General features: G+C 71.0%; 14 protein-coding genes. 13 read left to right on the forward strand and 1 reads right to left on the reverse strand.

Annotation, left to right across the window (positions count from 1 at the left end; all coding sequences use genetic code 11):
* Nucleotides 1–113 precede the first annotated feature (113 nt).
* The 13 genes from rplU (at nucleotide 114) to M9914_06380 (ending at nucleotide 11,818) form a co-directional block, all read left to right on the forward strand.
* Nucleotides 114–419 carry a 50S ribosomal protein L21 gene (gene rplU, locus M9914_06320; protein ID MCO5173792.1) on the forward strand — a complete coding sequence of 102 codons (306 nt, stop codon included), beginning with the start codon at nucleotides 114–116 and terminating at the stop codon, nucleotides 417–419.
* Nucleotides 420–440: 21 nt separating this feature from the next.
* Nucleotides 441–725 carry a 50S ribosomal protein L27 gene (rpmA, locus tag M9914_06325; GenBank protein MCO5173793.1) on the forward strand — a complete coding sequence of 95 codons (285 nt, stop codon included), beginning with the start codon at nucleotides 441–443 and terminating at the stop codon, nucleotides 723–725.
* 84 nt (nucleotides 726–809) lie between these two features.
* A complete protein-coding gene (obgE, locus tag M9914_06330) occupies nucleotides 810–2,258 on the forward strand; it encodes a GTPase ObgE (protein MCO5173794.1) in 1,449 nt (482 codons plus the stop codon).
* Nucleotides 2,259–2,446: 188 nt separating this feature from the next.
* On the forward strand, nucleotides 2,447–2,983 hold the full coding sequence (yqeK, locus tag M9914_06335; protein MCO5173795.1) for a bis(5'-nucleosyl)-tetraphosphatase (symmetrical) YqeK: 537 nt from the start codon (nucleotides 2,447–2,449) through the stop codon (nucleotides 2,981–2,983).
* On the forward strand, nucleotides 2,973–4,274 hold the full coding sequence (locus tag M9914_06340) for an LCP family protein (GenBank protein MCO5173796.1): 1,302 nt from the start codon (nucleotides 2,973–2,975) through the stop codon (nucleotides 4,272–4,274). The genes yqeK and M9914_06340 overlap by 11 nt, the downstream gene beginning before the upstream one ends.
* Before the next feature lie 32 nt (nucleotides 4,275–4,306).
* Complete coding sequence (gene rsfS, locus M9914_06345; GenBank protein MCO5173797.1) at nucleotides 4,307–4,681, forward strand: ribosome silencing factor; 375 nt, start codon at nucleotides 4,307–4,309, stop codon at nucleotides 4,679–4,681.
* Nucleotides 4,678–5,037, forward strand: a complete 360-nt coding sequence (locus M9914_06350) for a YraN family protein (protein MCO5173798.1) — start codon at nucleotides 4,678–4,680, stop codon at nucleotides 5,035–5,037. Before rsfS ends, M9914_06350 begins: the two co-directional genes overlap by 4 nt.
* A gap of 35 nt (nucleotides 5,038–5,072) precedes the next feature.
* Nucleotides 5,073–5,693: a phosphoribosylanthranilate isomerase gene (locus tag M9914_06355; GenBank protein MCO5173799.1), complete on the forward strand. Its 621-nt coding sequence runs from the start codon at nucleotides 5,073–5,075 to the stop codon at nucleotides 5,691–5,693.
* 500 nt (nucleotides 5,694–6,193) lie between these two features.
* Nucleotides 6,194–6,502: a cupin domain-containing protein gene (locus M9914_06360; protein MCO5173800.1), complete on the forward strand. Its 309-nt coding sequence runs from the start codon at nucleotides 6,194–6,196 to the stop codon at nucleotides 6,500–6,502.
* On the forward strand, nucleotides 6,499–8,259 hold the full coding sequence (locus M9914_06365; GenBank protein ID MCO5173801.1) for an acyl-CoA carboxylase subunit beta: 1,761 nt from the start codon (nucleotides 6,499–6,501) through the stop codon (nucleotides 8,257–8,259). The genes M9914_06360 and M9914_06365 overlap by 4 nt, the downstream gene beginning before the upstream one ends.
* 106 nt (nucleotides 8,260–8,365) lie before the next feature.
* Complete coding sequence (locus M9914_06370; protein MCO5173802.1) at nucleotides 8,366–10,249, forward strand: BatA and WFA domain-containing protein; 1,884 nt, start codon at nucleotides 8,366–8,368, stop codon at nucleotides 10,247–10,249.
* On the forward strand, nucleotides 10,246–11,307 hold the full coding sequence (rodA, locus tag M9914_06375; protein MCO5173803.1) for a rod shape-determining protein RodA: 1,062 nt from the start codon (nucleotides 10,246–10,248) through the stop codon (nucleotides 11,305–11,307). Before M9914_06370 ends, rodA begins: the two co-directional genes overlap by 4 nt.
* 112 nt (nucleotides 11,308–11,419) lie before the next feature.
* A complete protein-coding gene (locus M9914_06380) occupies nucleotides 11,420–11,818 on the forward strand; it encodes an iron-sulfur cluster assembly protein (GenBank protein ID MCO5173804.1) in 399 nt (132 codons plus the stop codon).
* A gap of 35 nt (nucleotides 11,819–11,853) precedes the next feature.
* Here the strand turns inward: M9914_06380 and M9914_06385 are convergent, their stop codons facing one another.
* Nucleotides 11,854–13,014, reverse strand: a complete 1,161-nt coding sequence (locus M9914_06385; GenBank protein ID MCO5173805.1) for a COX15/CtaA family protein — start codon at nucleotides 13,012–13,014, stop codon at nucleotides 11,854–11,856.
* Nucleotides 13,015–13,024 lie beyond the last annotated feature (10 nt).

Below are 13,024 nucleotides of genomic sequence, written 5' to 3' on the forward strand. Positions count from 1 at the left end.
ATGCCAGTTCTGGTATCGGGCCGCCGTGGCGAACGGCGAGTCCGGTGCGAAGCGTTCAGATGGCGTGGGCCTGCTAGCGTCGCTTAGCGTGCCGCGGGCCGGAGGTCGAGAAGATGTTCGCAATCGTTGAAGCGGGTGGCAAGCAGTATCGCGTGGCTGAGGGCGACGTGCTACAGGTGGAGAAGATAGCGGCCGAACCCGGCGCCACCGTGGAGCTGCCCGTACTGCTCATCGGCGGCGAGACCGTCAAGGTCGGCGCCCCGCACGTCGCGGGCGCCAGCGTCACGGCCGAGGTCGTCGGTCACGGGCGCGGCGAGAAGATCCATATCTACAAGTTCAAGGCCAAGGCCAACTATCGTCGCCACACGGGCCATAGGCAAGAGTTCACCAGCGTGCGGATCACGGGCATCCGCGGCTGAGGCGACGAGGAGAGGCTCGAGATGGCACACAAGAAAGGCGTCGGTAGCACCCGCAACGGACGCGACTCCACCTCCCAGCGCCTGGGTGTCAAGCGTTTCGACGGCCAGGTCGTCCTCGCGGGCAACATCCTGGTGCGGCAGCGCGGCACGCGCTTCCACCCCGGCCGCAACGTCGGCGTCGGCTCGGACTTCACGCTCTTCGCCCTGCGCGACGGCGTGGTGCGCTTCCACGACAAGGGCGCCAAGGGCCGCTTCGTCAGCATCGAAGCGAACGCCGGCGGCTCCGACGCGGTGGCGGCGGACTGAGCGCGTCTCCGGCGCTTGGCGGCGCCTGGATGATCATCGAGGTTTGAGTCCTCGAACGCGGCTCCGGGCGGGGCCGCGTTCTTCATGGAGCGAGTGAGAGTCGTGGCGTTCAGGGACGTACTAGACATCGAAGTGCACGGCGGCAAGGGCGGCGACGGCGGCCTGTCGTTCATGCGCCTCAAGTACATACCCAAGGGCGGCCCCGACGGCGGGCACGGCGGCAAGGGCGGCTCGGTCCTGCTGCGCGCGGTGGACGACATAACGTCGCTCGACCGGCTCGTGGGCCGCACCCACTTCAAGGCCCCCGTCGGTCAACAGGGCGAGGGTCGCAACAAGGCCGGCTTGGGCGGCGGCGACCTCTACATCGACGTGCCCGTCGGCACGCTGGCCACCGACCGCGACACGGGCGAGCTCGTCGCCGACCTGGTCGAGGTCGGCCAGACGGCCGTCGCCGCCGCCGGCGGCAGCGGCGGGCGCGGCAACTCGACGTTCGCGACCAGCACCAGGCGCGCCCCGCGCTTCGCCGAGAAGGGGGCGCCGGGCGTCAGCCGCCGGCTGCGCCTTGAGCTGCGCACCATCGCGGACGTGGGGCTCGTCGGCTACCCCAACGCCGGCAAGTCGAGCCTTCTGGCCGCCCTCTCGAACTCCAGGCCGGCCATCGCCTCCTACCCCTTCACGACGCTCAGCCCGAACCTGGGTGTCGTCGACCTGGACATGCGGCGCCTCACCATGGCCGACATCCCCGGCATCATCGAGGACGCCCACAAGGGCAAGGGCCTTGGCCTCGAGTTCCTGCGGCACATCTCCCGGACCCGCCTCCTCGTCTTCGTGCTCGACGTCTCCGACGCCCCGGCCAAGACCCTGGCCGCCCTGCGTTTCGAGCTGGGCGAGTACGACCCCGAGCTGCTCGAGCGTCCCGCGCTGCTCGTGCTCAACAAGACGGACCTGGTGACGCCCGACGAGCTGGCGTTGGTCGAGACCGAGTTCGACGACGTCGGCATGCCCTTCGCGGCCGTGTCCGCCCTGGACGGCATCGGGCTAGACGACCTCAAGGAGCGCCTGTTCGAGCTGTTGCCGCCCCGGCCGCGGCCCGTGGCCGAGACGGCGACGCCGCGCGTGAGGCTGGAGCCGGTGGTAGTCAAGCGCGACATGTCCGGCACGGGCTGGGTCGTGACCGGCAGCGAGCTCGAGGCCGTGGTCGCGCGCTTCGACCCCGCCAACCCGGAGGCGGTCGCCTACCTGCAGCACACGTTCAAGGGGCAGGGCGTCAACCAACTGCTCAAGCAGGCCGGCGCCCGCTCGGGCGACGAGGTGCAGATCGGCGGCGCGATCTTCGACTACTTCGACGACACCGCCGCCGAGCCTGCCGTGCCGTCGCAGGCGGACGCCGACCGCGCCGGCAAGCGCTACCTGGAGGGGTTGGAGGGGGAGCCGGGCGGCGAGTTCGACGAGGACGGCCCCACCGCCGGCGGCCTCGCGGGGGAAGAGCAAGAACAAGAAGAGGACCGGGGCGGACTGGACGAGACGGAGTAGGCGGTCGCCCAGACCCTACCTGCCGGCGTCCGAGCGCATGCTAACTTCACGTCAACGCCGCCCCGCCGTCACGGCGGGGTGCAAACGAGGAGAACTTGAGACCTAGCTCCGACCACGCGAACCCGCCAAGCCCGCGGCAGGCCGAGGCGCCCTGCGACAACCCTCTCGTCGCCCCTTACTGTCGGCTGGTGCGTGCGTCCGTCACGGAGGAGCGCTTCGGACACATCCTGCGCGTCGCGCAGACCGCGCTCGCCATCGGCAAGTCGAACGGCTTCTCCGCCGAGGAGCTCGAGGAGGTGGCGCTCGCCGCCGTCCTTCACGACGCGGCCCGCGACATGCGCGACGAGCAGCTCAAGCGCCTCGCCCCGCCTGAGTGTGAGTTGGAGGCCGAGCACCCCATCGTCCTGCACGGCCGCGCGGCTCGCACGCTGGCCGAGCGGTGGGGGGTGACGGACGCGGTGGTCCTCGAGGCGGTGGAAGGGCACGTCTTCGGCGTGCCGGACGGCCACATGGTCGGGATGAGCGTCTACGTCGCAGACGTGTGCGAGCCGGGTCGCGGCGTCAACGACGACCTCAGGGAGCTGGCCATGCTCGACCTCGGGGCGGCGTACCGGCAGGCGGTCGCCTCGAAGGTGGATTACCTTCGCCGCACCGGCAAACCGGTCCATCACGCCACTTTGGCGGCCTACGCCAGCTTCTCGTCGGCGGGTCGGCATGACGCGTAGACGGGCGCGCCTGCTCTCGCTTCTCGGCATCCTGGTGGCGGTCGTCGGGTTGGCGGGCTACTGGCTCACGCGCGACGTCGACCGCAAGGCGCTCAGCGACGACCAGCGCCGCCTGATCGGCCTCGAGGACGACGAGTTCCACGCCAGCTTCCTGATCGCGGGTCGCGACGTCGTCTACAACGGCACCTCCACGCCCGTATACGGGGCGAACGGGGAGATCGTCGCCTGGAACTTCCGCGGCTATCACGGCGCCGAGGGCACCCTGACGGACACCATCCTCTACGTGGATATCCAGGGCGACGACATCTCGGTCGTCGCCATCCCCCGCGACCTCTGGTTGACGGCCGAGGTCGCCAGGATCAACTCCATGTACGCGTGGTACGGGGCTCAGGGGCTCCTGGAGCACGTCGAGGCCATCCTCGGGGTCCCCATCGACTACTACGTGATCATCAAGCTCGACATCTTCCAGAACCTCGTCGACGCCCTTGGTGGCGTGGTGGTCGACGTGCCGTACCGCATGGACTACGACGACAACGCCGGCAACCTGCACATCCATTTCGCGGCCGGTCCCCGCCTCATGAGCGGTGAGGACGCCGCCAAGTTCGTCCGCTTCCGCCACTCGCTGCGGGGCGACATCGACAGGATCGACAACGTCAAGCGGCTAGCTTACGCGCTGCTCCAGAAGGTGAAGGATCTCAACGTGCGCGCCGTCACGAAGGTGCCGGAGCTGATGGACACGTTCTTCAGCGATGTCGAGACGAACGCGACCATCACCATCGCGCGCGAGCTCGTCCAGCGGGTGGGCGGCCTCGTCCTGGCCAACACCGCCACCTTGCCCAACTACGAGAAGGAGGACGGCGTCCCCGGGGTCGTTTACTACGATCCCGCGGCGGTCAACGCCTTCATGGCCGCCACTTTCGGCGGCGAGGCCCGCACGTTCAAGGAGGCCCCCGACGCCACGCTCCTCGTGACGGACAGCAGCGGGCAGCCCGGGGCGCTCGACTGGTACGTCGACCACCTTCTGGCCCTCGGCGTTCCGGAGGCCAACATCATCACGCGCACGGGCTCGGCCGGCGACCAGTCGCCCACACGCCTCCTCGCCACGCTCGCCTCGTGGGAGGACGCCGACTACTACGCCGACATGCTCAACGTCGGCAAGCAGCAGATCGACCGTTTCTCGCCCGTCCAGCGGCGTTCGGTGCAGCTCGAGCTCGTGCTCGGCGCCGACGCCATCTCCAGGACGTCCGTGAGGACCGACTCGACCGTAGCCAGCGGCGACGCTGGCGAGTGACAAGTGCCAGGCGGGCAGCCGCCGGAGGGATCTTGACGAGAGAACAGCACCGGGAGGCCGAGGGCCTACCAGAAGGCGTGCAGACGATAGTCGACGCGCTCGACGACAAGCGGGCGGTCGACATCAGCGTCCTCGACCTGCGGAGCGTGTCCGAGACGCTCGACTGCTTCATCGTGGCGAGCGGCGAGTCCAGCCTCCAGCTCAGGGCGTTGGAGGAGGAAGTGCTGGTGCGCTGCAAGGCGGAGGGCCGGTTGGCGCGCGGCGTCGAGGGCCCGTCCGAACGTTGGGTGCTCATCGACTACGGCCCGGTCGTCGTCCACCTGATGAGCCCGGAGGCCCGCGACTTCTACGACCTCGAGGGCCTCTGGGCCGACGCCGAGCGCGTGGAAGTGATACCGACCAGATGAACGGCGCGCGCGCCGAGCGGCATTGGGCCGAGGCGGCGGCGCGTGGTCACCTCGAGAAGCTCGGCTACCGCCACCTGGCCAGCAACTACCGTTTACGCGGCGGTGAGCTCGACCTCGTCATGGAGGACGGGTCCGTCATCGTCGTGGTCGAGGTCAAGCAGCGCAAGGACGCGCGCTTCGGACACCCCCTCGAGGCCATCGACGCCCGCAAGCTCCGGCGATTGAGGCGCGCGGCCATGCACTACGCGCAGGCGGCCGGTGGCGGGGCCGGCGCGCGGCTGCGCCTCGACGCTGTCGTCCTATTGGGCGATGAGGGCGGTTACAGCCTCCAGCACGTCCGCGACGTGGGATGGTGAGCGTGACGGCGCGCGCGGTCGGGAGCGGAAGGCCGGTGCGGGTGAAGGTCTGTGGCATCACGTCCGTCGCCGACGCCCTGGTGGCCGAGGCGGCGGGGGCGGACGCCGTCGGCCTGATCTTCGCTCCGGGCTCGAGGCGGCGGGTGACGCCGGAGGTGGCGGCGGAAGTCTGTTCGGCGCTCGGCCCGTTCATAGCGCGGATCGGCGTGTTCGTCGACGCCGACCTCGCCGAGGTCGGCGGCCTGGTCCACGGCTTGCGCCTCACGGGCGTCCAGCTCCACGGCGGCGAGTCCGCCGCCTACGCCCGCGAGGTGGCCAAGGCCACGAAGGTCCTGCGCGCGCTCCCCTTCACCCCCGGGCTCACGCCTGCCGACCTCGGCGACTACGGAGCGGACGCCGTCCTGCTCGACGCCGCCACGCCCGGTTCCGGCCTCGCGTTCGCCTGGGACGCCGCCGCGCCGGCCTGGCGCGCCTGGCCGCGGCTCGTGCTCGCCGGCGGCCTGACGCCCGACAACGTCGCCGCGGCGGTGTTGGCCCTCGAGCCGTACGCCGTCGACGTGGCGAGCGGGGTGGAGGCGCGGCCCGGCGTCAAGGACCCGGAGGCCGTCAGAGCCTTCGTGATGGCCGCCAAGGGTGCGAGCGTGACGCTGGTCTGAGGCTGCGGGGGCGCCCGCGCCCGGATGGCCTCGCGGGCGTGTGGTCGGTGCCATGGCGCAAGGCGTTAGCGACCCCTCATAGCAAGGCCTCGCGGGCGTGCGGTTCGTGCATACGGCACCCGGGCGCATGCAGTGGTTGGACCGGAGGAGCGCCGTTTGGTCCCTTGCCCCGTGTTCATCGGGCTAACGGAGTTATCCACAAAGAGGGCCCGTTCTCCACAGGCTTGTGGACAAGCGGCGAGTGCGGAACCGGGCCTTCGCCAGCCGCCCGATGAGCACGAGATGTTTGTGAACTTAGCGTCCCTGACGGCATCTCTCGCGGTCGCCCCGAACGATCCCCGCCCTACCAGTCGGAACGGGTGCTTGTCAAGACCGCCGGGTTATCCACAGACCTTGCCCCTATTGCCACATGCCCGAGCCGGCGGGAGACCGCGGAGCCGCGCCCAGGTAGTACGCTAGCTCCGAGACATTCGCTAGCACCATCGTCCTGGGAGGCGAACGTGAAGACGGTAACGATCAGCGGAGCCAGGCGCTTCTCACTCGAGTCCGTGCAACGCCGGACCTTGGTGGAGGAGGCTGAGCTGCTCGTGGAGCTCATCTGCTTCGAGGCCGGACAAGGCGATGAGCCGAGCAGCCCCGCCGGGAGCGTCGTCTACCAAGTTCTGGAAGGCGAGGCGCTCGTGCGCTCGGGAGGCGCGACCACCCGCCTCGGTAAGGGCAAGCTACTGAGCCTCGTGGCGCACACCGAGCACGCGCTCGAGAACGCGGGCGGCGGTCTGTTGGTGGTGCTCGCGACCTCGGCGCGGTGAGCGAGGGCCGGCGTTCCGCCGGGCAGCGTTCCGCCGGGCAGCGTTCCGCCGGGCAGCGTTCCGCCGGGCAGGGCGGGCCGGACGGCCCCGCCGGGCTGGGCGAGGGCATCGCGCTCGAGAAGCGCCGTGCGGCGCCCTTCCACACGAACAGGCGCGCCTGGGCCACTGAGCGGGAGCGTCTGAGCGAGCAGCGCGGCGCGGTCGCGCTGGGCGGGGGCCTCGCGGCTGCCGCCAGGCAGCATGCGAAGGGCCGCCTGACGGCCCGCGAGCGGATCGCGCGCCTCCTCGACGAAGGCGCGGGGTTCGACGAGCTCATGACGTTCGCCGGCTTCGGCATGTACCCAGACGAGGGCGGCGCGCCGGCCGGCGGCGTGATCACGGGCATCGGCAAGGTCGCCGGGCGCGACTGGATGGTCATCGCCAACGACGCGACGGTGAAGGCGGGCGCGTTCTTCCCGATAACGGCCAAGAAGGTCATCCGCGCCCAGACGATCGCGTACGAGAACCGCATCCCGACCGTCTACCTCGTCGACTCCGCGGGCGTCTACCTGCCCATGCAGGACGAGATCTTCCCCGATCAGGACGACTTCGGCCGCGTGTTCTACCTGAACGCCAGGATGAGCGCGGCCGGCATCCCGCAGCTCGCCGCCATCATGGGCAACTGCGTGGCGGGCGGCGCCTACCTGCCGGTCATGTGCGACACGCTCGTCATGACGGAAGGCTCCGGCCTCTACCTGGCGGGCCCGGCGCTCGTGCGCGCCGCCATCGGTCAGCAGGTCGAGAGCGAGGAGCTCGGCGGCGCCGCCATGCACTCCGACACGTCCGGCACCGTCGACTTCAAGGAGCCCGACGACGACCGCGCCATCTGGCGCCTGAGACGGCTCGCCGCGACGTACGCGGAGCGGCCCGTGGCGCGGTGGGCGGCGGGGCGCAAGCCGACGGTCGCGCCGCGTTTCGACGGGGACGAGCTGACGGGCATCCTTCCAGTGGACGGCGGCACGCAGACCTATGACGTCAGACAAGTGCTCGCGCGCCTGCTCGACGGTTCGGAGCTGGACGAGTTCAAGCGCGACTACGGACCGACCCTCGTGACCGGCTGGGGGCGCATCGGCGGCTACGCTGTCGGCGTCGTCGCCAACCAGAAGCTCGTCGTCAAGCGCTCCCGCCGCCTAGAGGTTGGGGGAGTGATCTACGCCGACGCCGCAGACAAGGCGGCCCGGTTCGTGCTCGACTGCAACCAGGCCGGCGTGCCCATCGTTTTCTTCCACGACGTCAACGGTTTCATGGTGGGGCGCGAGAGCGAACAGGAAGGGATCATCAGGCGCGGCGCCAAGCTCGTGAGCGCGGTGAGCAACAGCGTCGTGCCGCGCCTCAGCGTGATCATGGGCGGCTCGTACGGGGCCGGCCACTACGCCATGAGCGGCAAGGCGTACGCCCCGCGCTTCATCTTCGCCCTGCCGAGCGCCCGCTACAGCGTGATGGGCGCCCAGCAGGCCGCCAAGACGATCATGGACATCCAGGCCGCGCGCCTAGCACGCTCCGGCGCCGAACCGGACGACACCGCCCTCGCGGACCTTTACGAGCGCGTCAAGGCCGACTACGCCGCCGCCCTCGACATCCGCTACGGCGCCGCCCGGCTGTGGGTCGACGAGGTCGTGCTGCCGGACGAGCTGCGCGCCAGGCTGATCCGGGCGCTCGACGCCTGCGCCACCGACACGCAGGCCGGCGAGATGCGCCTCGGCGTGTTCCAGACCTAGGGAGCCGGGCGCGCGGGCGCGTCGCCGGGGTCGAGGCCGAGCGACGCTAGGCGTACGCCTACCGGGCGGCACGACCCATCGCGGTTAGCCGCTAGACTGCACGTCGATGGCGTTCCTCGTGCCCCAGGCGCTCTGGCTGCTCGCGCTGCTTCCCGTGGTCGTCGCCCTGCACTTCCTGCGGGCGCGCCGCAGGCGGCGCGACGTATCGGCCCTGTTCCTCTGGCGCAGGGCCCAGGCGAGCGTCGCGCGTAGGCGCCGCTTCTCCCCGAGCTGGCTCCTGGCGCTGCAACTCCTGTTCGTGGCGGCCGTGGCCGTCGGGCTGGCCGGGCCGTACCCGAAGGGCGCGGAGTCCGGCGCGCTCGTCGTGGTCATCGACGCTTCCGCCAGCATGGCGGCGCGCTTCGAGGGCGGCACGCGCCTCGGCGCGGCGGTGGACGCCGCCCGTACCCGGCTCAGGACGACCGGCCCCGTCGCGCTCGTCCGCGCCGGCCTGGCGCCTCGGCTGCTCGCGCCGCTGGCGGCCGACGACCAAGACCGCTCGACCGCGCTTGCCTCCTTGCAGGCGGGCGACGCGTCGGCCGACCTCCTCGCCGCGGTCGATCTCGGCATGAGCCTGCTGCCCGGCGCCGAGGTGCTCGTGTACACGGACCGCCAGGTTGCCCTCGGCAAGGCGCAGGTCGTGGTCGTCGGAGCCACCGAGTCGGCCGAGCCGGACAACGTCGGCATCAGCGCCTTCGACGTCGGGGTGGGCGAGGCGTTCGTCGCCCTCGTCGCGAGCGGTCGCCGACCGGCGGAGGCCACGGTCGGGCTCTTCGGCGGCGGTGTCGAGCTCGCCCGGAGCACCCTCCTCGTGCCTGGCGGAGGCACGGCCGCGGTCACGTTCCCGCTGCTTGCCGACGTAGCCGAGGGGGAGGGCGTGCTGGAGGCCCGCATCCTGGCCCCGGCCGGCGACGCGCTGCCGCTCGACGACGTGGCCTTCGCCGGGCGCCGCGCTCTGACGGTCGTCACCGACGACCTGTACGCTCCGCTCCTGCGCGCCCTCAACGCCGTGCCGGGGGTTGCCGTGTACGGCGCCGTCGACGCCGCCAGCCGGCCTGCCGACCTGCACGTGCTCACCCGCCACCTGCCGGACGAGGCGGCCATCGCCGCGCTCCCGCCCGGTAACTACCTACTGTTCCAGCCGGCGGCTCAGGCCCCCGCTTACCACGTCGTGCGCGACTTCGACCGCGCGGCCGACGTCATGCGCTTCGTCGACCTGCGCGACGCGCTCATCGGGCTCGACCCCCTGCGCCCGAGCTGGGAGTCGGCGTCCGACACGCCGATGCTGCCGGAGGCGGAGGCGGCCGGCGACCAGGGCGGGTCCGAGACCAGTTCGGCGAGCGCGCCGTGGCGCGTCCTCGCCAGGGCCGACGACCTCACCCCGCTGCTGCGCACCCGGCGCACGGACGCCGGAGCGGTCCTTCAGTTCGCCTTCCACCCGAGCCAGTCCGACCTGGTGCTGCGCCCTGCCTTCCCGGCGCTGCTCGCCAACTGGGTCGGCTCGCTCGACGTGACCCCCCGGGTACGCCTCGGCGAGGCACTGCCCGGCGGCGAGGTCGTCCTCGAGCCCGGCGTCTACCCGCTCGGCGCCCGTGTGGAGGCGGGTGCGGAGGCCGGTTCGCGAACCGCGTCCTCGAGCCCGCCCGCGTCAGGTGGCGCGGTGGCGCTGGCCTCGCTGCTGGCCCCCGACGAGTCGCGCCTAGGCGCCGCCGCGGCCTTCTCCGACGCTGCCGACGCCGCCTCGGAGCAGGGCGCCGTCGGCGCGGTCGAGGGCGCTTCCGGAGCGCTGGACGAGGAGTCCGGCGTCGGGACGTCGCCCACCCCCCTCTTGACCGGCCTGATAGCCGTGGCGTTAGCGGCCCTGGCGGCCGAGTGGTGGCTCTACGCCGGTTCGCGCAACGTCGGCGCCCGTGCCGGCTCACGTAGACGGTTGGTAGGCTGGCGGGCGTGACGAGAGTCGACCTCGCCCTGCCGTTCGTCACCCTGCTGATAATCACGGTCGGGCTCTTCACGCTGTTCAGCGCCGCCCCGAGCGACGAGTTCATGCGCCAGGTCGTCTTCCTCGGTGCGAGCGTCGTCGTGATAGGGGCGACCCTGTGGGCGGGCAAGAACAGGGTCCTGCGGCTGACCCCGTACGTCTACGTGGTGAGCCTCGGCCTCCTCGCCCTCACCTTCCTGATAGGCACGGAGGTCAACGGCGCGAAGTCCTGGCTCTACCTCGGCCCGCTGCCCGGCTTCCAACCCTCGGAGCTGGCCAAGCTCGCGCTCATCCTCGTGCTCGCCCAGACCCTCCACGAGCGCCCCATCCGGCGGCTGCAGGACTACGTGCGGGTGGCGGTGCTGGCGCTACCGCCCATCGGCCTCGTCCTGATCGAGCCCGACCTCGGCAGCGCGCTGGTGCTCGTCGCCATCACGGCGGGCGTCGTCCTCGTCAGGGGGTTGCCCTGGCGCCATCTCGTCCTCGGCGTCCTCCTCGTCGGCATCGCGGTGCCAACCGTCGTGCTCCCTAACCTGAAGCCGCACCAGGTCGAGCGCCTCGTCTCGTTCGTCGATCCGTACCGCGACCCGCAAGGCACGGGCTACCAGGTGATCCAGTCCACCATCGCCGTGGGGTCGGGCGGCCTCCTCGGCAAGGGGTACCGCGCCGGCACCCAGTCGCAGCTCGGCTTCATCCCGTACCGTCAGACGGACTTCATCTTCCCGGTCCTAGCCGAGGAGGGGGGCTTCGTCGCCTCAGTCGGCCTGCTCGTGCTCTACGGCCTGCTCTTCTGGCGGCTCCTCGCCATGGCCGCCGAATGTCCGTTCGAGCGCGACCAGCTCCTGATCGCCGGGGTGGTGGTCCTCATCGGCTTCCAGGTCCTCGTCAACATCGGCGTGACGTTGGGGGTGGCGCCCGTCACGGGCATCACCCTGCCGCTCGTCTCCTACGGCGGCACCAGCCTGCTGAGCACGCTCGTGGCGCTGACGTTCGCCTGGGTCGTCTACCGCGATCGCTTCGCGGACTGGTGAGCGGCGACCGACCGGCATGCGGCGGAGTCGCCGCCTACGAGCCTGCGCTCGTGCCCGCGTTACGGCCACGAGGCTACGGCGCGGCGCACGCCGTTCTGCTAACTTCACGAGTATGACGAGCAGCGACGAGACTAACGCCACCCCGACGAGTGCCGGGGTCGCGCAACCAGTCGATCCTGACCGGACCGCCGGCAACGAGGCGCTACGCGCGCAGGTCCTGGAAGCCCTCAAGGTCGTTCACGACCCCGAGATCCCCGTCAACATCGTCGACCTCGGCCTGGTGTACGACCTCGAGATCGACGGGCAAGGGAACGTGAGCATCGAGATGACCCTGACGAGCATGGGCTGCCCCGTGCAGGACCTGATCCAATCGGACACGGAGCTGGCGGCGATGAAGGTCGACGGGGTGAACTCCGTGAGCGTCGACTTCGTCTGGTCGCCGCCATGGAGCCCGGCCAAGATGACGGACGACGGCAAGAAGCAGATGCGCATGTTCGGCTTCAACGTCTGAGGTAGGTGGTTCCGCCCAAGCGGCGGGCTCCGCGCTCAGGCGGCCAGGCGGGCACGGCTGAGCGTATGCGACCACGCCAGCCAGACGCCGAAGAGCAGCAGGGCCATGGCCTGATGCATGGCCGCCAACAAGACGGGCACGAACGCTAGCAACGTCGCGATCCCGAGTCCCGCTTGGACGAGGATGGCGACCAGGAGCGCCACCGCCAGCGCTCGGTGGCGGCCTCCGGCACCAGCGACGGGGCGCCGGGCCGCGATCAGCAGGCCGAGCGCCATCACCAGGAGCAGGGCGGGCAGCGTCCGGTGCAGCCACTGCACGGTCGCGATGTTGTCGAGCAGGTTGCGTAGCGGTGGCTCGAGGCGCCAGGCGCCGGGAGGCAGCCAGCCGCCCGCCATGAGCGGCCACGTGTTGAACGCGAGTCCGGCATCTAGGCCGGCCACGAACGCTCCGTAGGTCACCTGGACCACGAGCAGCACGCCGAAGACGACGAGCCAGGCGCGCGTGCGCCTAGTCCATAGCCACGCGGCGCGGCCCCTAACGACGAGGCCGGGCCATAGGTCGGCCGCCGTCCACAGGCAGACGCCGAAGATCGCGAACGCCAACAGCAGGTGCGCCGCCAGGCGCTCGTGGGCGACGCTGGGCCGGTCGACGAGACCGCTCGCGACCATCAACCAGCCCATGAGGCCTTGCAGCGCCCCGAGCCCGAACAGGAGGAGCAGGCGCAGGAACAGGGGGCGTCGCAGGTAGCCGCGCGCCAGGAACGCGAGGAACGGCACGAGGAACACCACCCCGATGGCGCGCGCCAGGAGGCGGTGGGCGTACTCCCAGTAGAAGATGGAGCGGTACTCGGCGAGCGTCATGTCCGGCCGCAGCTGCTGGTACTCGGGGAAGCGCTTGTAGGCGTCGAACGCCTCTTGCCACTGGGCCTCCCCGACGGGCGGGAAGACGCCCATGAGCGGCGCCCACTCCACGATCGACAGCCCCGACTGGGTCAGCCGCGTGATGCCGCCGACCATGAGCATGGCGAAGGTCAGGACCGCCCCGCTGAGGAGCCACCACGTCAACAGCCGCCGTCGCGGCGCGCTCAACTCGGCTCCCAGCGCAGGCGTGGCATGCGCGGCTGCCTCCGGCACGTCCACCGCGCGCACGCGCGCGGTGGACGCCCCCGCCGGTCGACCGCGTTCGGTCCCGTTCATCCGCCCAACT

The organism is Trueperaceae bacterium, assembly GCA_023954415.1.
Lineage (GTDB): Bacteria > Deinococcota > Deinococci > Deinococcales > Trueperaceae > JAAYYF01.

What these genes read in the sequence shown, in the direction of transcription:
- rplU (MCO5173792.1), top strand. Translation starts at nt 114, where the DNA reads ATGTTCGCAATCGTTGAAGCGGGTGGCAAGCAGTATCGCGTGGCTGAG.
- rpmA (MCO5173793.1), top strand. Translation starts at nt 441, where the DNA reads ATGGCACACAAGAAAGGCGTCGGTAGCACCCGCAACGGACGCGACTCC.
- obgE (MCO5173794.1), top strand. Translation starts at nt 810, where the DNA reads ATGGAGCGAGTGAGAGTCGTGGCGTTCAGGGACGTACTAGACATCGAA.
- M9914_06340 (MCO5173796.1), top strand. Translation starts at nt 2,973, where the DNA reads ATGACGCGTAGACGGGCGCGCCTGCTCTCGCTTCTCGGCATCCTGGTG.
- M9914_06350 (MCO5173798.1), top strand. Translation starts at nt 4,678, where the DNA reads ATGAACGGCGCGCGCGCCGAGCGGCATTGGGCCGAGGCGGCGGCGCGT.
- M9914_06370 (MCO5173802.1), top strand. Translation starts at nt 8,366, where the DNA reads ATGGCGTTCCTCGTGCCCCAGGCGCTCTGGCTGCTCGCGCTGCTTCCC.
- M9914_06380 (MCO5173804.1), top strand. Translation starts at nt 11,420, where the DNA reads ATGACGAGCAGCGACGAGACTAACGCCACCCCGACGAGTGCCGGGGTC.
- M9914_06385 (MCO5173805.1), bottom strand. Translation starts at nt 13,014, where the DNA reads ATGAACGGGACCGAACGCGGTCGACCGGCGGGGGCGTCCACCGCGCGC.